This window comes from Stappia taiwanensis, assembly GCF_014635285.1.
In the GTDB taxonomy this organism is placed as follows: Bacteria; Pseudomonadota; Alphaproteobacteria; order Rhizobiales; family Stappiaceae; genus Stappia; species Stappia taiwanensis.
Genome location: NZ_BMCR01000003.1, coordinates 305883 through 327204, shown reverse-complemented (window position 1 = coordinate 327204; position 21322 = coordinate 305883). Strand labels below are relative to the sequence as shown.

The following is a 21322-nucleotide window of genomic DNA, read 5'->3' as shown; positions in this document are numbered from 1 at the left end:
AGACGGCCCGCAGGGGCCGGGCATTGCCCGCAAACCGGCGACCGCCTCGCGCGAAAGATTCAGGGTGCCAGCGAAAGGTCAGCTCGTTATATATTGCTATACAGAATCCCGGATCATCATGCTCTTCTTCAGGGCCGACCGCGCAGGGTGCAAGACATGGCGAACCACACGCATGATGGATATGCAGGGGATGGCATCAACATTGCACCGATCAGAAATTGAAGACACTGGGCACACACCATGAGCCCGAAAACGTAACTCCTGATTGATTTTTCAATCAAGACAATCAGAAATGAAGTTGTTTCATACTCCGTTGACTTTTCCTATCGAGCGATATCGCAGTGATCAAAGCAATTCTTTTCGATGTTTTCGGAACCGTCGTCGACTGGCGTAGCGGTCTGGTTCACGGGCTGGAGCGCACCTTTGCCCGCGCAGGGCTCGACGCCGATGCCCCCACCCTCGCCGACGCCTGGCATGAACAGTGCCTCGACAGCTTGCGTGCGGATGGCTCGTCGCCTGTCGATGGGCACGCACTCGACGCCTCCCTCGCCCGCGCCCTCAGCGCAAGCCTGGCCAAGATCGGCCTGGACGGGCAGCTCACCGACAGTGACACCGCCGCGCTGCCGCAGCTTTGGCGCAAACTGCCGCCCTGGCCCGACAGCGTCCCCGGCCTCAAGGCGTTGAAACGGGAATATGTGATCGCGCCCCGCAACAATGGCGCGGTCGCGTTGATGACATGGCTGGCAAAACACGCCGGCCTGCCCTGGGACGTGATTCTGGCCTCGGAGCCGGCCGCACCGCAAAAAGACCCGGCAAGCGCCCATGTGAGCTTCGCCGCGGCCCTCGGACTGGCGCCCGATGAAGTGATGATGGTCTCCGCCCACAATCGCGACCTCTACCCGGCGCGTGAGGCCGGGCTGAAGACTGCCTTCTTCGCCCGCCCCGGCGAGCATGGACCGGCACAGACCTCTGATCTGGAACCGAGCGAACCCTGGGACGTGGTCGCCTTCGATCTTCTCGATCTCGCCCGGCAGATGGAATCGGCCGCGCGGTACTGACCGCGCAGCCGTTTTATAATCGCCGCTATTTCAGCGCCTGCATCACCGACACGTAGTTGGCAACCGCCGCGCCGCCCATGTTGAAGATACCGCCAAGCTCCGCATCCTTGACCTGAATGTCACCGGCCTTGCCGGTGAGCTGCATCGCGGTCAGCACATGCATGGACACGCCGGTCGCGCCAATCGGGTGGCCCTTTGACTTGAGCCCGCCGGAGGGATTGACCGGCAGCTTGCCGTCCATCTCGGTCCAGCCTTCGAGAATCGCCCGGTGCCCTTCACCAGCCGGAGTCAGCCCCATGGCCTCGTATTCGATCAACTCGGCGATGGTGAAACAATCGTGAGTCTCGACGAAGGACAGATCGTCAAGGCTAAGCCCGGCGCGGCCGAGCGCATCCTGCCAGGCACGGCCGCAGCCCTCGAATTGCAGGATGTCACGCTTGGACATGGGCAGGAAATCCTGCACATGGGCCATGGAGCGGAAGGCCACCGCCTTGTCCCGGCCAAGCGCGGTTTCCACATCGGTCAGCACCAAGGCCGCCGCACCATCGGAGACCAGCGAGCAATCGGTCCGCTTCAGCGGACCGGCGACGTAAGGGTTCTTCTCGCTCTCGGTGCGGCAGAAGTCATAGCCCAGGTCCTTGCGCATCTGCGCATAAGGGTTGCCGACACCGTTGCGGTGGTTCTTGGCGGCGATGGCCGCCAGCGCGTCGGACTTGTCGCCGTATTTCTGGAAGTAGCTGTCGGCGATCTTGCCGAACACACCGGCGAAACCAGCAGGGGTATCGCCATCCTCGACCAGATAGGAGGCCCTGAGCAGGTTACGGCCGATCTCCGGCCCCGGCGTGGAAGTCATCTTTTCCACCCCGACCACGAGAACGATGCGCGCATCGCGGGCGGCAATGGCACGCACCCCCTGATGCACCGCCGCCGAGCCGGTGGCACAGGCGTTTTCCACCCGCGTCGCCCGCTTGAAGCGCAAGGCCGCATCGGCCTGAAGCACCAGCGAGGCGGTAAAGTCCTGGGCCGAGAAGCCGGCGTTGAAATGGCCGAGAATGATCTCATCGACGTCGCCGGGCTCCAGCCCCGCATCGGCGATGGCCTCGCGCGCGGCGGTCACCACGAGGCTCTCCACCGTCTCTTCGGCCTGCTTTCCAAACGGCGTATGCGCCCATCCCACAATCGCGGCGGTCATCACATCTCTCCCTTTCCACGCGAGCAGGTGGGCGCAAAGTGCCCTCATCCCCTCGCCATCCGGTCTTTCGCGCTGCCGGCTTTACCGTGGCCGCCTCCCGGCGACACGCGGTCGCTTGAACGGAACACTGGCCCCGATGGGCCGCAGGTCAAGGGATGAGGCGGAAAGCGCTGCGCCGATGCCGAAAAGAATTGCAAGGCCTTGCGCGCGGCGGTCCGATCCCGGTCCCGTCAGCGTCAAGCCAAGCATTTTATTGACGAAAACGTCAAGATAGTTGTTTTAGACGAGTAATATCAATTACTTACAATAAATTCAAATCAGTTTCGTGACGCTCCGGCTGGCGGAGTCTGGCCACCACGCCCCATCTGCACGAAACCAGAGCTCACAGCATCCCGGTGAGCGACCTCAAAAGCAAAAAGCCCGGCGGTTTCCCGCCGGGCTTTCATCGTGATCCGAAAGGATCCGATTAGAACGTGCGCTGCACGCGGAGGATACCGACCAGAGCGTCGTCGTTCGGCGTCGCACCCGAGAAGTCGCGGTTGCGGTACTCGAGCTCGGCGCCAACCAGCAGGCCGGAAACCGGACGCCAGCCAACGTTACCCTGGACGTTGATCTCGCGGAAGTCGCCGCCGACCGTGAGGGCCTGGTCGAGATCCGAGTAGCTCGCGGTGAGCGAGGTGGAGATCGCCGGGGTCCAGAAGTGGGTGAAGCCCGCACCGATGCCCCAAGCGTTGGACAGCTTCAGGCCGCCAACGGTGTTGTAGGAAGCGTCGGAGAACGCACCCCAGCCGGAGTTGACGTACTGGATGGCGCCCTGAGCGTAGGAGGCCTGGATCGAGAAGCTGTCGCCAGCGGCCAGCATCGGCAGGTTGAAGGTAGCGCCAGCGCCGATCGCCCAACCGAGCTTACCCTTGCCAGCAAGGCCAGCTGCCGGAACCGGTGCGTTTGCCACACCAGCGGCATAGGAACGGCCATAAACGTGGTGCAGGGCACCCATCAACTGAGCCGAACCCCAACCCTGGTCGACGCGCAGGTTGGCGACGAAGTCCGGAACCTTGTGGCCGCCGTAGCCATCGCTGTTGGCCTGGAGAGCCGTAGCGGTAGCCGCCGTCACGATCTGGTTACCGTTGTAGAAGATCTGCGAACGACGGTCATCGCCAGCTTCGACCGAGGCCGATGCCGAGAAGCCGTTGCCGAACTGGAAGGTGTAAGCGAACAGGTTGACGTCGCCGTTATCCGCGAAGCCCTGATCGAGGACCGAACCCCAGTTGTCGCCGGTGTAGAAGTCGAAGTACGAACCGGTACGACCAGCGACGAAGCCGCCGAGCTGGATGAAGGCTTCATCGAGCGTGGTGCCGGCAGCGCCGTTGTTGTCAACGGTGATGTAGGCAGCGACGTAGGTGCGCAGCAGGCCGTACTCGGTGTTGGTGCGGCTGTCGAAGTTGATGTAGCCACGAGCACGCATGCCGGTCGAGGTGTCGGTGCGGTCATCCCAGTTGGAACCACCGTTGTCGAGCACGTCGAACATACGGAACTCGGCGCGGACACCGCCACCGATCTTCAGGCAGGTCTCGGTACCCGGGATGTAGAAGAAGCCCGTGCCGAAAGCGTCGCAAACGCGAACGTAGTCGACCGGCTCCGGAGCGACCGGAAGGTCGGCAGCCTGCGCGCCGGTGGCTGCCAGAGCAGCGGCGGAAGCGCCGAGCAGAATGCTCTTGATGTTCATTTCCTGACCTCGTCGTTTTATTTTCCGCCCATGCCGTTGCCGGGCGGGAAGTGAAGAGTTGAGCAAGCTTCCCCGCGAGCTCAAGTTTGTTCTAAGCGACCCGAGCCGTGGCAAGCAACCGGCAAATGCCCAGCGGAGGCACTGTTGGGACACAGTGTGTCTTTGTGGGCACACCCCGTTAAGGCCTCGTTAGGAAACGGCCCCGGTTTGGCGCCGAAAAGCGCCTTGCCGCCCGTATCCCGGCCGCGTAAGTCAGGGGCACGACCTTGGCAACCGGACGATCATGACCACTCAGCAGCCGATCTCAGTCTTTATTATTGCACGCAATGAAGCCGACCGGATCAGCCGGGCGATCGAGAGCGTTGGCGGATTCGCCGATGAGGTGATCGTCATCGACAGCGGCTCGACCGACGACACCTGCAGCATTGCCGAATCTCTCGGCGCGCGCGTTCTCTACAATAAGTGGGCCGGCTATGGCGCGCAGAAGCGCTTCGGCGAGGACCAGTGCCGCAACCACTGGATCTTCAATCTCGATGCCGACGAGGCCGCCTCCCCGGCGCTGGCGGCGGAAATCCGGGATCTCTTTGCCTCGGGCCGCGTTGGCCAGGCGGATTTCTGGCGGGTGCGCATCAAGGATGTGTTCGCCCATGAGGCCGGCGCCGCCTCCTGGGCCTATGGCTACAACCAGATCCGGCTTTACGACCGGCGGCGCGGCCGGTTTTCCGATTCGACCGTGCATGACACGGTCCGCCCGCCCAAGGACGCGCGACTTGGCCAGCTCAAGGCGCCGATGGAGCATCGCTCGATTCGCTCCATCGCCTTCCATGTGGAGAAGATGAACCGCTACTCCACCATGCAGGCGCAGGATATGGCGGCGCGCGGGCGGCGAATCGGCCGCTGGCGGCTTGTCGCCGAGTTTCCGCTCGCCTTTCTCAAGGCCTATCTGCTGCGCCGCTACGCGCTGTACGGCTGGTGGGGGCTCGTGATCTCGACCAACTTCGCCTACACGCGCTTTCTCCGGGTCGCCAAGGCCTATGAAGCCGAACTCGGGAACCGCTCCCGATGAATATCGCGACCACAAACGATTCTCGCCCCGCCGATGTGCTGATCATCGGCGCTGGCCCGAGCGGGCTGATCGCCGCCGATGCGCTCTCGGAACAAGGGCTGACGGTGCACATCATCGAGCGCATGCCCTCGCCAGCCCGCAAGCTGCTGATGGCCGGGCGCGGCGGGCTCAACCTGACCCATAGCGAGGCGGCCGAACGCTTCCTTTCCCGCTACCGGGAGGCGGCGCCATTCCTGCGGGCGGCCATCGAGGCGTTTTCGCCCGGCGACCTGCGCGCCTGGTGCGAAGAACTCGGCATTTCGACCTTCACCGGATCGAGCGGCCGGGTGTTTCCCTCGGCGATGAAGGCCTCGCCACTGTTGCGCGCCCTGCTCGCCCGTCTGGCCGCGCGCGGCGTGCGCCTGACGACCCGCTGGAGCTGGCGCGGCTTTGACGAGGATGGCGCGCTGCGATTCGACACACCGGACGGGCCTCGGAGCCTGCCCCGCCCCCGCGCCGTGCTGCTCGCCCTTGGCGGAGCAAGCTGGCCACGGCTTGGCGGCGATGGCGGCTGGAGCGGTGAAATCGACCGACTCGGCATCGCCCGGCGGGCGTTCATGCCCGCCAATGGCGGTTTCACGGTCAATTGGTCAGAGACGTTCGCCGCCCGCCATGCCGGCACGCCGCTGAAGCGGATCGCTCTTGCCGCCGGCGGGCACCTCGTGCGCGGCGAAGCGATGATCACCGCCAGCGGCATCGAAGGCGGTGCGATCTATGCGCTGTCGGCGGAGATTCGCGCCGAGCTTCAGCAACGCGGCGAAGCGGTGCTGACGGTCGACCTGCGCCCGGATCTTGATCTGGCGGCGCTGACGACCCGCCTTTCCGCCCCGCGTGGCAAGCGCTCCCTGTCCACGCATCTGCGCAAGACCGCCGGATTGCCGCCAGTGGCCATCGCCCTTCTCAGCGAGGCCGGCCCGCGCCCGGCGACGCCCGAAGAGCTCGCCGCGCGAATCAAGGCGCTGCCGCTCACCCTCACCGGCAGTTTTGGTCTGGAACGGGCGATTTCCAGCGCCGGCGGCATCGCCTGGGAAGAACTGGACGCCGATTTCATGCTGAAACGGCTGCCGGGGGTATTCGTCGCCGGGGAGATGATCGACTGGGAAGCGCCGACCGGCGGCTACCTGCTGCAGGCGTGCTTTGCCACCGGACGGGCGGCGGCAGCGGGAATCGCCAGACGGCTGGCCAGCGCGCCGGAAGAGGCGCGGTAGCGGACACGCAACAAAAGGCCCGGCGTGAGGACAGAGCCCCATTCTCCGCGTCCTCCCGGACGAAGCGTCAGCGAAGATCCGGGATCGGAGAGGCACGGTCGCTCGGCTTTTGTTCGCTGGAAACGCTTGTCTTCTGGCTCCCCGATCCCGGCTCGGGGGCCGGATGACGCCGAGCAGAGGTCAAGGGCGGGGGCTTTGCCCTTGCCGGCAGTTCAAGGCCCGGCGGATCGCCGGGCCTTTTCCCGTCCTTCAAGGGCGCCCGCCCCGTCAGCGGCAGAAGCGATACCGCCCCGAATAGGTCAGGTAGTAGCCGGTGGACGGGTCGAACGAGCGGTACTTGGCCGCGCAATAGCGGTACCAGGGCCGGGTCCAGGGCTCGAAGCGGCCACCGCGCACCGGACGCGGCTCCACATAGACCGGGGCCGGCTCGTAGTAGCGTGGCTGGCTCAGGGCGGAGCCGATCAGCGCGCCGGCCACGAAGCCGCCGGCGGCGGCCCAGCCGTTGTTGCGGTGCCAGCGCCGCGCCTCGGCATCGGTGGTCGCGGTAGCAAGAACGGCGCCCGCCGTCAGGGCAATCGCCAGTCCGGTTGCTGCAAATTTCCTGTACATCGCCTTGTTCCCTCTGTTGATCCGGTTTCGCGTCTTCTTCTTGTCCGGCGCTGTTCTCAGCGCTGATGAAACAAGGTTAGGCCGGGCGGCCACCGTCTTCTGTGACCGCCGTCACGCCTTCGCAGGTTGCCGCCAAACACCCGGCGCGCGAGGAAAACGGCCACCGAAGCCGCCGCGCGGCCTGCCATGAGATTTGACATGAAACATGAATCATGCGTCATATATAGGCGAGCGGACATGGGGGAGAGTTCCGCGCCGGCCGCGCGCCCCGCGCCACGGCGCCACCCGAGCCGCCGACAGGGAGGAGACGCGACATGAAACGCATCATCGCCGCAACGGCCTTGGCCCTTGGCCTTGGCACGGCACCCGGCCTCGCCGACGACATCAAGATTGCCCATGTCTATGGCAAGACCGGTGCGCTGGAAGCCTATGGCAAGCAGTCCCACACCGGCTTCATGATGGGGCTGGAGTATGCCACCGGTGGCACCATGGAAATCGACGGGCGCAAGATCAGCGTCATCGAGAAGGACACCCAGCTCAAGCCGGACATCGCCCGCGCCGCCCTGGCCGAGGCCTATGGCGACGACGAGGTCGACATTGCCGTCGGGCCGGTGTCCTCCGGCGTTGCCCTGGCCATGCTGCCGGTCGCCGAGGAATATGAGAAGATCCTGATCGTCGAGCCGGCGGTGGCCGACAGCATCACCGGCGAGAACTGGAACCGCTATGTGTTCCGCACCGGCCGCAACTCCTCGCAGGACGCCATCGCCAATGCGGTCGCGCTCGGCAAGGAAGGGGTGACCATCGCCACGCTGGCGCAGGACTATGCCTTCGGCCGCGATGGCGTTGCCGCCTTCCGCGAGGCACTGGAGAAGACCGGCGCGAAGCTGGTGTTCGAGGAATACGCCCCGACCGACACCCAGGACTTCACCGCCAGCGCCCAGCGGGTGTTCGATGCGCTGAAGGACGAGGAGAGCCGCAAGTTCCTCTTCATCATCTGGGCCGGCGGCAACAATCCGATCGGCAAGATCAAGGCGATGGAGCCGGAGCGTTTCGGCATCGAGATCGCCACCGGCGGCAACATCCTCGCCGCGATGAAGGCCTTCAAGGCCCTGCCCGGCATGGAAGGCGCCACCTACTACTACCACGACATTCCGCAGAACCCGGCCAATGACTGGCTGGTGAAGGAGCATCAGGCCCGCTTCCAGTCCCCGCCGGACTTCTTCACCGCCGGTGGCATGTCGGCTGCCATTGCCGTGGTCGAGGCGATCAAGACCGCCGGCAGCACCGACACCGAAGCCTTGATCGAGACCATGGAAGGCATGGCTTTCGAGACGCCGAAGGGCAAGATGGTGTTCCGCGCCGAGGACCATCAGGCGCTGCAGTCCATGTACCACTTCAAGATCCGGGTCGACCCGGAGGTGGAGTGGGGCATTCCGGAGCTGGTTCGCGAACTGGCCATCGAGGACATGGACATTCCGGTGCGCAACGGGCGCTGAGCCCCGCCAATCGGACCGGACGGCGACGCCTGCCCCGTCCGGTCCGCCTCTTCATCCATCCGATATCGACCCCGGCCATCGGCCCGGCGCGGCGCGGTACCAGCCCGTCCGCGTTCCCGGCCCGCTGCCCGCCGGCTGCTTGCGGAGACCTCCCGTGGCGATTGAAGCTCCCGTCCTGACGACCCAGGACCTGACGATCCGCTTTGGCGGACATGTCGCCGTCGATCAGGTGAGCTGCGCCTTCGAGCGCGGCACGCTGACGGCCATCGTCGGCCCGAACGGCGCCGGCAAGACCACCTATTTCAATCTGATCTCCGGTCAGCTTCGCGCCTATTCCGGCACGGTCACGCTGAATGGCGAGGACATCACCCGCCTTGGCGTTCCCGAGCGCTGCGACCGGGGCATCGGCCGGGCCTTCCAGCTCACCAACCTGTTTCCCACCTTGAGCGTGCGCGAGAACGTGCGGCTGGTGGTTCAGGCAAAGGCGCGGCGCGGCTTCGACCTGTTTTCGCGCGCCGACAGTCATGTGGAGCTGATCGAGCGGGCCGAGCATGTGCTGGCCGAGGTTCAGCTGCTCGACCAGGCCGACCAGCCGGTCTCCGCTCTCCCCCACGGCGACCAGCGCAAGCTGGAAGTGGCGATGATGATCGCCCTGGCGCCGCAGGTGCTGATGTTCGATGAGCCGACCGCCGGCATGAGCGTCGACGAGGTGCCGGTGATTCTCGATCTCATTCGCGAGCTGAAAAACGACCGGGACCGGACGATCCTCCTGGTGGAGCACAAAATGGATGTGATCCGCAGCCTCGCCGACCGGATCATCGTGCTGCACAACGGCCAGCTCGTCGCCGATGGCGACCCGGCCGAGGTGATGAAATCGCCCATCGTCCAGGAAGCCTACCTCGGCAACGCGCCCGAGGACGCCGAGGAGGCCCGCGCAAAGACCGCGACCGAGGAGGTGGCCCGTGGCTGACATCCTGCTTCGTCTTGCCGGTGTGCACACCCACATCGGCCCCTATCACATTCTCCAGGGTGTCGACCTTGAGGTGCCGCGCGGCGGCGTCAGCGTGCTCCTGGGACGCAACGGCGCGGGCAAGTCGACCACCTTGCGCTCCATCATGGGGCTGTGGACGCCGAGCGCGGGCGAGATCCACTTTGACGGCACCCGTATCGACGGACAGCCGACGCCGGCGATCTCCCGTGCCGGTATTGCCTATGTGCCCGAGAACATGGGGATCTTCGCCGACCTGACGGTTGGCGAGAACATGACGCTGGCGGCGGCGAGCGGGACGATGGACCCGCAGCGCCTTTCCTGGATCAAAGAGCTGTTTCCGCCGATCGCCACCTTCTGGGACCGGCCGGCCGGCACGCTGTCGGGCGGTCAGAAACAGATGCTGTCCGTGTCGCGGGCGATCATCGAGCCGCGCAAGCTGATCCTGATTGACGAGCCAAGCAAGGGGCTGGCGCCGGCGATCATCCGGGCAATGACCGACGCCCTGCGCCAACTCAAGGAAACCGAAACGACCATCCTGCTGGTGGAGCAGAATTTCCAGATGGCGAAAAGCCTCGGCGACACGGTCGCCGTGATGGATGACGGCCGGATCGTTCACGCCGGCACGATGGCCGAGCTTGCCGCCGACAACGGTCTGCAGGAACGGCTGATGGGATTGAGCCTGGAGGTGCATCAATGAGTTCGACCGCGATCCGCCCGAAACTCGTCGCGGCCTCGCCCGCCGAACGGCTGAAATCCGCCGCACCGCTGCTTTTGGCGCCGGTGCTCGCCGGGCTCGGTCTTGTCGCCATCGGCGATGGCGCCACCTGGCTGACGCTGACCGTCGCCGGCCTTGCCATGGGGCTGATGATCTTCATCATGGCCTCCGGCCTGACCGTGGTGTTCGGCCTGATGGATGTGATCAACTTCGGCCATGGTGCCTTCGTCTCGGTCGGCGCCTTCGTCGGCTTCACCGTGCTGGCCTGGCTCGCCGGCTGGACCCAGAGCCCGGCCGTGATGCTCAATCTTCTGGCCGTGTTTCTCGCCATCCTCGCCTCCATGGCGGTGACCGGCGGGATCGGGCTGATGTTCGAGCGGGTGATCGTTGCCCCGGTCTATGGCCACCATCTGAAACAGATCCTGGTGACCATGGGCGGGTTGATCGTCGCCCAGCAGCTCATTCACGTGATCTGGGGACCGGATGCCATCCACCTTTCCCGCCCGCCCTCGCTGCAGGGCGCGGTGATCTTCGGCGAGGCGGCCATCGAGAAGTACCGGCTGTTCGCCGTCGCGGTCGGGCTGGTGCTGTTCGTCGCCATGCGCCATGTGCTGCGCTCCACCCGGGTCGGCCTTCTGGTCCGGGCCGGCGTGGAGAACGGCGAGATGGTCGAGGCGCTCGGCTACCGCATCCGCCGCCTGTTCCTCCTGGTGTTCATGGCAGGGTCCGCGCTTGCCGGCCTCGGCGGGGTGATGTGGGGGCTCTATCAGGAGACCATCACCGCGCACATGGGCTCGGAAATCATGGTGCTGGTGTTCGTCGTCGTCATCATCGGCGGGCTGGGCTCCATCGAGGGCTGCTTCATCGGCGCGCTGCTGGTCGGCCTTCTCTCCAACTACATGGCCTTTCTCGCCCCCAAGGTGGCGCTGGTCTCGACCATCGCCCTGATGGTCGGCGTTCTGATGTGGCGCCCGCAAGGGCTCTATCCCGTGGTCAAGGCGAAGTAGGAGCCCATGATGATCAATCGGCTGTTGTCTGGCGACCGACCGCGAAGCCGCCTCCTGGCAGGGGTGCTGGCACTTATCCTGATCGGCCTTGCCTTCGCCCCGTTCCTGTTTCCCGGGACCAAATCCCTCGATACGGCGGCGCGCATCTGCATCTTCATCGTGCTGGCGGCGAGCTACGACCTCCTGCTCGGCTATACCGGCGTCGTCTCCTTCGCCCACACGATGTTCTTCGGCATCGGCGCCTATGGCACCGCGCTGGCACTCTCCTCACTCGGCCCGAGCTTCACCGCCATCGTGCTTGGCACCGCCGGCGGCACGGCGATTGCCGCTGCCCTGGCGCTGGCCATTGGCCTGTTCTCGCTGCGGGTGAAGGCGATCTTCTTCGCCATGGTGACCCTGGCGGTCGCCAGTGCCTTCGCCGTTCTCGTCTCGCAACTCTCCGGGCTGACCGGCGGCGAGGACGGGCTCACCTACCGGATTCCCCGGGCACTCGGTCCCGCCTTTAAGCTGATGGATGGCAAGATCTTCGGCGTGCGCATCAATGGCCGGCTGCTTTGCTACTATCTGGTGTTCTTCTCCGCGCTGGTCTTGTTCCTCGGGCTGCTCAGGGTCGTCAACTCCCCCTTCGGCCGGACCCTGAAGGCGGTGCGCGACAATGGCTTCCGGGCCGAGGCGATCGGCTACCGGGTGGTGTGGTACCGCACCACCGCCACGGTGCTTTCCGCCGCCGTGGCGGCCCTTGCCGGTGCGCTGCTGGCGATCTGGATCCGCTACACCGGGCCGGCGACCACCCTGTCGATGGAAATCATGATCGACATTCTCTTGATGGTGGTGATCGGCGGCATGGGCACCATGTACGGGGCGGTGATCGGCGCCACCTTGTTCATTCTCGCCCAGACCTATCTGCAGACCCTGATGGCCAGCGCCGAACACGCCACCGAGGCGCTGCCGCTGATCCCGCTGCTGGTGGCGCCGGAACGCTGGCTCATGTGGCTCGGGATGCTGTTCATCCTCTCCGTCTATTTCTTTCCCGACGGGGTCGTCGGCCGGCTGCGGAGCCGCCGGTGAGCGATCTTCACATAAGGCGCCGCGGCCAACTTGCGGCGGGCAAGCGGCCGGTCGTGCTCCTGCATGGCTGGTCCTGCCACGGCGGCTTCATGGAGCCGCAACTGACAACGCTGGGACGGGAAACCCTGGTGCTGGCGCCGGACCTGCCCGGCCATGGCGAAAGCCGCGCCGTCCGCCCTTTCACCATCGAGGCGGCGGCGGATGCGGTGATGGCGCGGATTGCGGCCGAGGGACTCGACGAGGTCGTTCTGCATGGCTGGTCCATGGGCGCGCTCGTCGCCTGGTCGTTGATCGAGCGCCACGGCACGGACCGTCTTGCCGCGCTGGTGGTGGAGGACATGTCGCCGAAGGTGCTGAACGGCCCCGACTGGGACCTTGGCACCTTGAGCGACCTCGATGCCCGGCGCAACGCGGTCTTCCTCCGGGCGCTGGAAAAGCAATGGCCGGCGCTGGTCCGGCCCACCGCCCTGAAGACCTTCGCTGCCGATCTCGACCCGGCCAGCCCGCTGATCCGACACGCCGAGCAGGAGATGCGCAAAGCCGACCCGGCGGCGCTGGCGGCCATGTGGGCCTCGCTGACGGCCCAGGACTTCCGGGCCTTGCTGCCGGCGATCGACATTCCGGTGGTGCTGGCGCCTGGCGGCAAGAGCCAGCTCTACGACAGCCGGGCGGCGCGCTGGCAGCAAAGCCGCCTGCCGAGCGCCCGGATCGCCCCCTTTTTCCGCTCCGGCCACGCCCCGCATCTGGAGGAGGCGGACGCTTTCAATGCCCTCCTGAGCGGCCTCGCCACCCGGTAAAAGGGCGAAGTCCCGTGCGGCAACCGAGCAGAACGCTTGCCGAGTTGACCCGATTGACTTATAGTGTCCACGTTGGATGTGGGTCCAACATCAGCGGGCTTGAAAATTCGAACCCGGTTAAGAAAGTTTCGGTATGCGGCGCCTTCCCGGTCACAACGGCCGGTTCTGTCGAACAGAACTGCCTTTCCCGTTTCTGAATGCCACGCTCGCGCAAGCAAGCGCGCTTACTTGCGCTCTTTACACTTAGACTGACTACGGGACAGGAGTTTCCCCATGCGCCAGACAGGTACCCTCAAGTTCTTCAACCACGATCGCGGCTTCGGCTTTGTGACCCCGGCGGAAGGTGGCAAGGATGTGTTCGTGCACATCACCGCTTTCGAGCGTTCGGGCATTGCCGTTCCGGCCGAGGGCACGACCCTCACCTTCGTGACGGAAGAAGACCGTCGCGGCCGTGGCCTGCAGGCCGCGCAGCTCGCGCTCGACTGAGCTTAACCGGACCTCCGGTTTTGGAAACGCCGCCGGCTTGCCGGCGGCGTTTTTGTTTGTGGCAGCGTCGCACCAGACAACGCGCCCGGATCGCCGGTCCTGAATGACGACGCCGTCAGGCGCCGACATCCTCCACATAGACCAGCGCCCGGCCCTCACAGACCCGCGTACCGTCCCGGGTCTCGCAGACCGTTTCCAGATCGACCAGATGCTTTTCCGGGCGCAGCCGGGTCACCGTCACCCGGGCGATCAGCGGCGTGTCGAAGGCGGCAGCGCCGAGAAAACGCATTTCCTGCTTCAGGTAGTTGGTGCCGAAGCCGGGCAGCTTGACGCCAAGCAGGTAGGAAAACAGCCCGCCGATCAAGGGCTCGGGCACGCTGTCCGGCACCGCATCGAGCCCGGCGAGGTCGGCGAAATCAGCCGCTTGCTCGCGCGGATAGACACGCTCCAGCTCCGCGCTCTGTCCCAGTTCGATCATCGGCCCGCCCCTTCATCCAGTTCGCATTTGCCCTGCAGCACGATGGCCCCATCCGCCGCCCGGCGGACGCTGACCTCCAGCAAGCGCGGGTTCGCGGCGGTGGGTGTCAAGGCGATCACCAGCTCCTCCTCCGCATAGGCGGGGTTGGGGAACATCAGCTCCTGCAGCAGGTGCCGGCCCGGCCAGGTCGCCCGGATCAGCGCCCAGACCCGGGAGTAGAGCAGCATCCCGTGCGAGACGGTGCGCCCGAACCGGGTCCGGGCGGAAAACTCCGGATCCACATGGATCGGGTTGTCATCGCCAGAGATCGCCGCGAACCGGTCGAAATCCGCCTGGGTCGGACGCCAGCGGCTTTCCAGCCCCTCTCCAACCGCTGTCACGTCAGCGTTCGCCATCACCGCACGCCCCCTCCTTCTGCTCTTCATGTGCGTGTTTCAACACGTGCTTCTGCACCTTGCCGGCAGCGGTGCGCGGCAGGTCGTCGACCACCGCGATATGACGCGGCACCTTGTAGGCGGCCAGCCGCTCGCGGCACCAGGCGACCAGCGCCGCCTCCTCGATCCGCTCGCCCGGGCGCGGGATCAGATAGGCCGCCCCCACCTCGCCCCAGCGGGCATCGGCCACGCCGACCACCACCGCATCGAGGATCGCCGGATGGGTGACCAGAACCCGCTCAACTTCAGCCGGATAAACGTTCTCGCCGCCGGAGATATACATGTCCTTGATCCGGTCGACGATGGCGAAATAGCCATCTGCATCCCGCGCGGCGACATCGCCGGAGCGCAGCCAGCCATCCTCGGTGAACGCGGCGCGGGTTGCCTCCGGATTTTCGTAGTATCCAGGCGTCACCCCCGGCCCACGGATCTGCAATTCGCCGGCCCCGGCGCCGGTTACCACCGCACCGTCGATCCCCACAAGCCGCACCTCGGCCAATATCTGTGCCTTGCCGACGGACCCGATCTTTTCCGGCGCCCGCTGCGGATCGGCGAGAAACACGGTCGGCCCGGTCTCGGTCATGCCCATGCCGTTGCAGACCGTGACACCCCGCGCCAGATAGGTGCGCAGCAGCGGCGCCGGCATCGGCGCACCGCCACAACCGAGACTGCGGACGGCGGAGAAATCCGTCGTCTCGAACGCCGGATCGAGCGACAAGGCCTGATAGATTGCTGGCACGCCAAAAAACGCCGTCAGCCGCTTCTCGCCGATCAGCCGCAAAACCACCGCCACATCGAAGCGGCGCAGCACGATGGATGTGCCGCCAGTCAGGAACAGCGGCATCGACATCAGATTGATGCCGGCGGTGTGAAACAGCGGCAGGTAATTGACGGTGCAGTCGCCAGCGGTGATGCCGGTCGCCTGGGTATAGTTGACCGCATTGGCCCAGGCCATGCGCGCGGTCTGGACCACCAGCTTCGGCTCACCGGTGGTACCGGAGGTGGCCAGCAGATACCAGGGGGCGGACGCGGGGATCCGGCCATCGCCGAACGGCGCCGGATCGGCATCACGCAACAGCGCCTCGAAATCGGTGGCAGCCGCCTCACCGCCTTCGCCCGCTGCATCGGCAAAACCGACCGGCGTCAGACCGCAGCTTTCGGCAAGCGCCCGCGCCGTCGCGCCACAGGCGCTGTCATGCATCAGCAGCCGCGCGCCAGAGCGGGTCACGGTCGGGGCCAGTTCCACCGCCGGCTGGCGCCAGTTGAGCGGCAGCAGGATGACGCCGCTTTTCTGGGCCGCGAACAACAGAACGAAGAAGTCCGGATGGTTGTGGCAGAGAACCGCCACCCGGTCGCCGGCGGCCGCGCCGAGCATCCTCAAGGCCCGGGCCATCTGGTTCGCCCGCGCCTCCACATCGGCGAAGGTCAGCTCCGCCCCGGTTTCATGATCGACAAAGGCAACGCGGTCGGGGCTCAGTTCCGCCCGCTTCGCCGCCATATCGGTGAGCCACTCCATATCCCGTCCCCCCAAAAGACCGTTACACTTGCTGTTGGGTCTGCGCCTTGGCGGCGCTACCCGCGGCACTCTCCCGCCCGAGAAACGTCTCCATCCGCGCCAGCGTTTCCGGCCGGACCACCAGCCTCAGGAACGCCTGCCGCTCCTCCTCCAGCGCTGCCGCGACCTGTGCCCGGCGCGGCTCGCTCCACACATGGGCGCGGGTGGTGCGCAGGGTCTCGCGATCCATGCGGCGGAGCGTCGCCAGCCGCTCGGCCACGGTCGCCGCCAGCGCCTCGGCGGCGCAGACGGTGCTGGCCACCCCGAGATCGCGGCAGGCGGGTGCCGACAGACGCGCGTTCAGATACTGCACTTCGAGCGCCCGCGCGGCGCCGATGCGCTCGGGCAGCAGCGCGGTCCAGCCGCCATCGGGCGCAAAGCCCATCTCGCCGTAGTAGGGCTGAAGGAAGGCCCGCTCGCTCATCACGACCATGTCGGAGGCAAGCACCAGGCCGGTGGAGCCGCCGGTCACCGCGCCGTTGACGGCGGCAAGCACCGGCGCGGGAAAGGCGAGCAGATCGAGGATCGCGCCATTCAGTTCGCCGACCACCTCGGCGGCATAGCGCAGCAACTCATCCCGGTCGCCGGCATGCTCGTGAAAGGCGGCCACATCGCCGCCGGCGGAAAAGGCCCGCCCCTTGCCGGCCAGAACCAGCGCGGCGGGCGCTTCCTGCGAGGCCCGCGCCAATCCGCCGCGCAGTGCGGCGAGCAGTTCGGGCACCAGTGCATTGCCGCGCCCCGGACGGTCGAGGGTCAGGGTGACGACATCATCTTCGCGGTGAAAATGAACGAGATCGGCCATCAGGATCGCTTCCTCAAACCATCGACGATGAGATCATGGGCGATGTCGACCACCTCATCGATCGGCGTGGTGTCGCCGAACACCACGGAATACTCGCCAAGGGCACGGGCAATGCCCATCAGCGCCCAGGCCCTGACATCGGCATCGCCCGGCCGGATCGCTCCGGCCTCGGCCGCCTCGGCCAGGCCCTGCCGGTAGCCTTCGGCAAAGGTTCGGAAATAGGCCCGATAGGCGTCGGGATCGACGAATTGCGCCTCCTGCACGATCCGGTACAGTTCGGGATGGGAGGCAACGAAGGTCAGAAACGCGCGCAGGCCCTCCCGCTCCGCCTCCAGCCGATCCGCCATGCCGCCGGTCGCCTCGCTGATGACATGGCGCAGCATCCGCCCCATCTCGGCGACCAGTTCGGAGAACACCTCATCCTTGCTGGAAAAGTAGATGTAGAATGTGCCCTGGGCGACGCCCGCCTCGCGGGTGATCGAACCGATGGACGCCTCGTTGAAGCCCTGGCGACCGATGACTTTCTCGGCCGCGCCGAGAATCGCCCGGCGGGTCGCTTCCCCACGCGCGGTTTTCGGCTCCCGGCCAGTCTGGTCTTTCGCCGGTGTCCCGGTCTCTGCCATCTTCATCCTCCCAACATGAATTATGAATCACTATTCATGTTTTTCACCTCAGATGCAAGCTCCGGGGCACGAAGGGCGGAAAGTCGCGGTATTTTGCGCCGAACGCCAAATAGCTGAACGAAAAACTCCTGTTTTCCCGCGCAAGCCCGTTGACGCGGGACGCCGGGCGCGCCTATCTAGGGACATGCGCCTTACACAACAGACCAATTACGCGGTCCGCACCCTGATCTATTGTGCGGCCAATCCGGACACCCCGAGCCGGGTCGCGGATGTCGCGGCCAGCTTCGAGATGTCCGAGGCGCATCTGTTCAAGATCCTCAAGGTGCTGGTCAGCAACGGCTTCGTGCGCACCATTCGCGGGCGCAACGGCGGTCTCGTGCTTGCCCGCCCGGCCGAAGAAATCACCGTTGGCGCCGTGGTCCGCGCCGCCGAGGAGAGTTTCCTCCTCGCCGAGTGCTTTGAATCCGGGCGCAAGGACTGCCCGCTGATCACCTCCTGCGGCTTCAACGGCTTGCTGCACGAAGCGCTGGAAGCCTTCATGAACGTGCTCGATGCGCATACCATCGCCGAGCTTGCCGAGGACCGCAGTGAAATCCGCTTCCTGCTGAAGATGCCGCCGGAAATCAGCGCCACCGCCTGAGCGGCAACGGCCTATCGTATTGCGGGCTGACGGATCGCCTTCCCGTCCGGATTTTCGGCACCAGCCAAACAAGAGCGGCGGCATCCCGAAGGACGCCGCCGCACGTGTTTCTCGCCCGCCCTTTTCCGGCAAGCGGGAGACAGGGCGGCGTGGCGCCGCCCGGCCCTTACTTCATTTCGCCGATCATCTCAAAGCCATTCGCGCCGACCTTGAACAGCGCATAGGCACCGGGCACATCGCCCTTTTCATCGAAGTTGTGATCGCCGGCCGCGCCCTTGTAGTCGATGGCCTTGCCGGCGGCGATCAGCTCCTTCGCCTTGGCCCATTCGCCCGGCAGGATCGTCTCGCCCGAACCGCTGGAAATCTCGCGCATGGCCGCGGCCACCTTGGTCTTGTCACCGCCGGCCTTTTCGACCGCCAGCGCCATCAGGAAGGCCGCGTCATAGGAGGTGGTCACGAAAATGGCGCTCGGGTCGCCGCCCGCCTCGCTGAAGGCCTTGTTGAACATCTCCAGCGCCTCGGACTTCTCGCCGACCGGCGAGGAGGCGACGAAGGTGGTCAGGTTTTCCGCGCCCAGCTCCTTGAAGGTCGCGTCCGACTTCATGCCGTCGGCGCCGACGAAGTTCTCGAAGAAGCCGTTTTCCAGCGCCTGACGCAACAGGGTCAGGCCCGAGCCATCGCCATAGTCGAGGATCACCAGGGTATCGGCACCGCCGGAGGCGAGTTCGGCAAGGTTCGACCGGTAAGAAGCCTTCTCGCCCTCATGCGCGGCATAGCCGGCGATCTCGCCGCCCTTGGCCTCGAATTCGGACTTGAACGCCTCGGCCAGGCCCTTGCCATAATCGTTGTTCAGATAGGCGACGGCCACCTTCTTGGTGCCCCGGTCCAGCAAGGTGCGGGCCAGTGCCCGGCCCTGATAGTCATCGGAGGGCACGGTACGGAACACCGTGTCCTTGTCGTCAAGGCTGGTGATCTCCGGCGAGGTGCCCGACGGGGTGATGATGGCGATGCCGGCCGGCACGGTGACGGAGTTGGCAACCGCCAGCACCGCGCCCGAGCAATGCGGGCCAACGATGGCGACGACGCCTTCGATGTTGACGGCCTTGGTGGCCGCATCGGTGCCGTTCTGCGGGTTGCAGGCGCTGTCGCCGACGACGCCGATCAGCTTCTGGCCGTCGAGAACCCCGCCGTTCGCATTGACCTGGTCGATGGCGAGCTGGGCGCTGGCGATCATCGGGGGAGCCATCGCGGCGATCGGGCCGGTCACGCCGCCGATCAGGCCGATCTTGACATCCGCATGCGCCGGCGCGGCCAGCGCGGTGGCGCCGAGAAGCGCCGCGGCAATGGCGGTCTGAAACAGTTTCATTGGAATACCTCCACCTTATCCTGGCACACAGCCACCCGGCTGCGTGCCTTCTGCAAACCCCGTTGACCGGGCTTGTTCTGAACCCGCAGTCTCAACCCAAATGCCGCCTCCCCACAAGCCTCAATCGCTTGGTTTTCCCACCGGTTTGCGTTCCCCGCTCGCCTCGGGCAACAGCCCTTCGGGGCGAAACCGCAGCACCAGTTGCAGCATCAAGCCGATCAGGAAAATCCGCAGGTACTTGGCCTTGACCGCGTATTCATGCGGGAACTGATCGGTAACGATTTCCGATAGGGACCAGATGATCCAGACCACCGCGACACCGAGGATCGCCCCCCGGTTGTTGCCCGAGCCGCCGAGGATCAGCATGATCCACACCAGGAAGGTCGCGACCATCGGGTCGATCGCCTCCGGGGTGATGCTGCGGTTGAAATGGGCGAACAGCGCGCCGCCCAGTCCCATCAGCGCCGAGCCGAAGATGAACGCCTCCAGACGGCGATAGGGCACGTCCTTGCCCATCGCTCGCGCCGCATCCTCATTGTCGCGGATCGCCCGCATCATCCGCCCCCAGGGCGAGGCGATCTGCCGCTCGACCATCAGATAGGCAACGAGCAGGATGGCCATGACGATCCCCAGATAGGCCAGCTGCGACATGGTGTAGGACAGATCGCCCAGCGGGCGCGGAATATCGGTAATGCCCCGGGCGGAATTGGTCAGCCAGTCCTCCGACTTGATCACCAGACGGATGATCTCGGCAACACCGATGGTGGCAATCGCCAGATAGTCGGAGCGAAAGCGCAGACAGATCTTGCCGATCGGCCAGGCGATCAGCGCCGCCGCCACCATCGCGCCGATCCAGCCCACCCAGAACGGCAGGTCGAAGCCGCCAAGGCGCCCATCCGCCGCCGGCGAGGTCAGCACCGCCGAGGTATAGGCACCGACGGCGAAGAAGCCGGCGATGCCTGCATTGAAGAGGCCGGTGAAGCCCCACTGGATGTTCAGCCCCAGCGACAGCAGGGCATAGATGCAGATGAAGATCGCCATGAAGACGGCGTAGTTGGCAAATCCGATCCATTCCATCGCGCCGTCCTCCCTAAAGCACCTTGCCGCGCAGCAGCCCGGTCGGGCGCACCAGCAGCATCAGCAGCAGTATCGCAAAGGCGGTCGCCGCCTTGTATTCGGTCGGCAGGAACAGCGTCGACATCTCCTCCGCCACGCCGACGATCAGGCCGCCAAGCACAGCGCCCTCCACCCGGCCGACACCGCCCAGGATCGCGGCGGCGAACATCGGCAGCAGCATCGACCAGCCCATCATCGCCTTGAGCTCGAAATTGAGCCCCAGGAACAGGCCGGCGGCGGCGCAGAGCCCACCGACGATCACCCAGGTGATCGTCACCACCTTGCCGTTGTCGACACCCGACAGCAGCGCCAGATCCGGATTGTCGGACATGGCACGCATGGCCTTGCCCCACTTGCTGCGCTGCAGGAAGAGCTGCAGGGCGACCACCAGCACGATCATCGCCACAATGGTGATCAGTTCCCGGTCGCGCACGCGGATGCCGAACCAGTTTTCCGGCCGGACGATACCCCGGGTGTAGGTCTGCGAATCCACGCCCCATACCATCTGGACAATCGCCCGCACCATCAGGGCGATGCCGAGCGAGGCCATCACCGTGACGATCTTCGGCCTCTCGCGCAGATAGTCGTAGAATACCCTGTCGATGCCGACCGCGACCACCGCCGTCAGCGCCATCACCGCCGTCAGGGCGAGATAGGGCGAGATGCCGAGCGCGGTCACCAGCCCGAGCCCGAGGAAGGCACCGAGCGTTGCCAGATCGCCATGGGCCAGATGCGCGTAGCGCAGGATGGCGAAGACCAGCGTGATGCCGACCGCGCCCAGCGCGTAGATCGAGCCGACCACGAGGCCGGGCACGAGATAGAAGTTGATGATTTCCAGAGCGCCCATCCC

The 21322-nt window shown here is 65.6% G+C and carries 22 protein-coding genes; 11 read left to right on the top strand and 11 right to left on the bottom strand.

The genetic code is table 11. The features are described from left to right. Nucleotides 1-341: 341 nt before the first annotated feature. Nucleotides 342-1058: an HAD-IA family hydrolase gene (locus IEV83_RS08910; RefSeq protein WP_181761986.1), complete on the top strand. Its 717-nt coding sequence runs from the start codon at nucleotides 342-344 to the stop codon at nucleotides 1056-1058. A 25-nt stretch (nucleotides 1059-1083) separates the two neighbouring features. Here IEV83_RS08910 and IEV83_RS08905 read toward each other — a convergent pair whose 3' ends face one another. Both IEV83_RS08905 and IEV83_RS08900 read right to left on the bottom strand, forming a co-directional pair. Next, entirely contained in the window at nucleotides 1084-2250 is a 1167-nt protein-coding gene (locus IEV83_RS08905) for an acetyl-CoA acetyltransferase (RefSeq protein WP_181761985.1), read from the bottom strand. Nucleotides 2251-2716: 466 nt separating this feature from the next. Beyond that, nucleotides 2717-3976: a porin gene (locus IEV83_RS08900; protein ID WP_181761984.1), complete on the bottom strand. Its 1260-nt coding sequence runs from the start codon at nucleotides 3974-3976 to the stop codon at nucleotides 2717-2719. Nucleotides 3977-4259: 283 nt separating this feature from the next. Between IEV83_RS08900 and IEV83_RS08895 the strand changes: the two genes are divergently transcribed. Continuing rightward, nucleotides 4260-5042 carry a glycosyltransferase family 2 protein gene (locus tag IEV83_RS08895; RefSeq protein WP_181761983.1) on the top strand — a complete coding sequence of 261 codons (783 nt, stop codon included), beginning with the start codon at nucleotides 4260-4262 and terminating at the stop codon, nucleotides 5040-5042. Beyond that, entirely contained in the window at nucleotides 5039-6289 is a 1251-nt protein-coding gene (locus tag IEV83_RS08890; RefSeq protein WP_181761982.1) for a BaiN/RdsA family NAD(P)/FAD-dependent oxidoreductase, read from the top strand. Before IEV83_RS08895 ends, IEV83_RS08890 begins: the two co-directional genes overlap by 4 nt. Nucleotides 6290-6556: 267 nt before the next feature. Here the strand turns inward: IEV83_RS08890 and IEV83_RS08885 are convergent, their stop codons facing one another. Then, entirely contained in the window at nucleotides 6557-6898 is a 342-nt protein-coding gene (locus tag IEV83_RS08885) for a BA14K family protein (RefSeq protein WP_181761981.1), read from the bottom strand. 314 nt (nucleotides 6899-7212) lie between these two features. On the opposite strand from IEV83_RS08885, the gene IEV83_RS08880 reads away from it, so the two are divergent. The 7 genes from IEV83_RS08880 (at nucleotide 7213) to IEV83_RS08850 (ending at nucleotide 13458) form a co-directional block, all read left to right on the top strand. Beyond that, on the top strand, nucleotides 7213-8394 hold the full coding sequence (locus tag IEV83_RS08880) for a substrate-binding domain-containing protein (RefSeq protein WP_181761980.1): 1182 nt from the start codon (nucleotides 7213-7215) through the stop codon (nucleotides 8392-8394). 154 nt (nucleotides 8395-8548) lie between these two features. Beyond that, nucleotides 8549-9364, top strand: a complete 816-nt coding sequence (locus IEV83_RS08875) for an ABC transporter ATP-binding protein (RefSeq protein WP_181761979.1) — start codon at nucleotides 8549-8551, stop codon at nucleotides 9362-9364. Then, nucleotides 9357-10082: an ABC transporter ATP-binding protein gene (locus IEV83_RS08870; RefSeq protein ID WP_181761978.1), complete on the top strand. Its 726-nt coding sequence runs from the start codon at nucleotides 9357-9359 to the stop codon at nucleotides 10080-10082. The genes IEV83_RS08875 and IEV83_RS08870 overlap by 8 nt, the downstream gene beginning before the upstream one ends. After that, nucleotides 10079-11107, top strand: coding sequence for a branched-chain amino acid ABC transporter permease (locus tag IEV83_RS08865; protein ID WP_181761977.1), 1029 nt, complete (start codon nucleotides 10079-10081; stop codon nucleotides 11105-11107). Before IEV83_RS08870 ends, IEV83_RS08865 begins: the two co-directional genes overlap by 4 nt. Before the next feature lie 9 nt (nucleotides 11108-11116). Continuing rightward, nucleotides 11117-12175: a branched-chain amino acid ABC transporter permease gene (locus tag IEV83_RS08860; RefSeq protein ID WP_181762007.1), complete on the top strand. Its 1059-nt coding sequence runs from the start codon at nucleotides 11117-11119 to the stop codon at nucleotides 12173-12175. Then, entirely contained in the window at nucleotides 12172-12972 is an 801-nt protein-coding gene (locus IEV83_RS08855; protein ID WP_181761976.1) for an alpha/beta fold hydrolase, read from the top strand. The genes IEV83_RS08860 and IEV83_RS08855 overlap by 4 nt, the downstream gene beginning before the upstream one ends. A 273-nt stretch (nucleotides 12973-13245) precedes the next feature. Further along, nucleotides 13246-13458, top strand: a complete 213-nt coding sequence (locus IEV83_RS08850; protein WP_181761975.1) for a cold-shock protein — start codon at nucleotides 13246-13248, stop codon at nucleotides 13456-13458. A gap of 115 nt (nucleotides 13459-13573) precedes the next feature. On the opposite strand, the gene IEV83_RS08845 is transcribed toward IEV83_RS08850, so the two are convergent. The 5 genes from IEV83_RS08845 to IEV83_RS08825 are packed head-to-tail and all read right to left on the bottom strand — an operon-like array spanning nucleotide 13574 to nucleotide 17350. Then, complete coding sequence (locus tag IEV83_RS08845) at nucleotides 13574-13936, bottom strand: hotdog family protein (RefSeq protein ID WP_181760903.1); 363 nt, start codon at nucleotides 13934-13936, stop codon at nucleotides 13574-13576. Further along, complete coding sequence (locus IEV83_RS08840) at nucleotides 13933-14331, bottom strand: MaoC family dehydratase (protein WP_181760904.1); 399 nt, start codon at nucleotides 14329-14331, stop codon at nucleotides 13933-13935. The genes IEV83_RS08845 and IEV83_RS08840 overlap by 4 nt, the downstream gene beginning before the upstream one ends. Further along, nucleotides 14318-15886: an AMP-binding protein gene (locus IEV83_RS08835; RefSeq protein ID WP_181760905.1), complete on the bottom strand. Its 1569-nt coding sequence runs from the start codon at nucleotides 15884-15886 to the stop codon at nucleotides 14318-14320. The genes IEV83_RS08840 and IEV83_RS08835 overlap by 14 nt, the downstream gene beginning before the upstream one ends. Nucleotides 15887-15908: 22 nt before the next feature. Further along, nucleotides 15909-16727: an enoyl-CoA hydratase/isomerase family protein gene (locus IEV83_RS08830; protein WP_181760906.1), complete on the bottom strand. Its 819-nt coding sequence runs from the start codon at nucleotides 16725-16727 to the stop codon at nucleotides 15909-15911. Then, entirely contained in the window at nucleotides 16727-17350 is a 624-nt protein-coding gene (locus IEV83_RS08825; protein ID WP_209003057.1) for a TetR/AcrR family transcriptional regulator, read from the bottom strand. Before IEV83_RS08825 ends, IEV83_RS08830 begins: the two co-directional genes overlap by 1 nt. Nucleotides 17351-17534: 184 nt before the next feature. Between IEV83_RS08825 and IEV83_RS08820 the strand changes: the two genes are divergently transcribed. Beyond that, nucleotides 17535-17990 (top strand): Rrf2 family transcriptional regulator, encoded by a 456-nt coding sequence (locus IEV83_RS08820; RefSeq protein WP_181760908.1) that lies wholly within the window; start codon nucleotides 17535-17537, stop codon nucleotides 17988-17990. A 166-nt stretch (nucleotides 17991-18156) separates the two neighbouring features. On the opposite strand, the gene IEV83_RS08815 is transcribed toward IEV83_RS08820, so the two are convergent. The 3 genes from IEV83_RS08815 to IEV83_RS08805 all read right to left on the bottom strand — a co-directional run bounded on the left by IEV83_RS08815 (nucleotide 18157) and on the right by IEV83_RS08805 (nucleotide 21319). After that, nucleotides 18157-19356: an ABC transporter substrate-binding protein gene (locus tag IEV83_RS08815; protein WP_181760909.1), complete on the bottom strand. Its 1200-nt coding sequence runs from the start codon at nucleotides 19354-19356 to the stop codon at nucleotides 18157-18159. A gap of 120 nt (nucleotides 19357-19476) precedes the next feature. Then, nucleotides 19477-20433, bottom strand: a complete 957-nt coding sequence (locus IEV83_RS08810) for a branched-chain amino acid ABC transporter permease (RefSeq protein ID WP_181760910.1) — start codon at nucleotides 20431-20433, stop codon at nucleotides 19477-19479. Nucleotides 20434-20446: 13 nt separating this feature from the next. Beyond that, nucleotides 20447-21319, bottom strand: a complete 873-nt coding sequence (locus tag IEV83_RS08805; RefSeq protein ID WP_181760911.1) for a branched-chain amino acid ABC transporter permease — start codon at nucleotides 21317-21319, stop codon at nucleotides 20447-20449. Nucleotides 21320-21322: the final 3 nt, after the last annotated feature.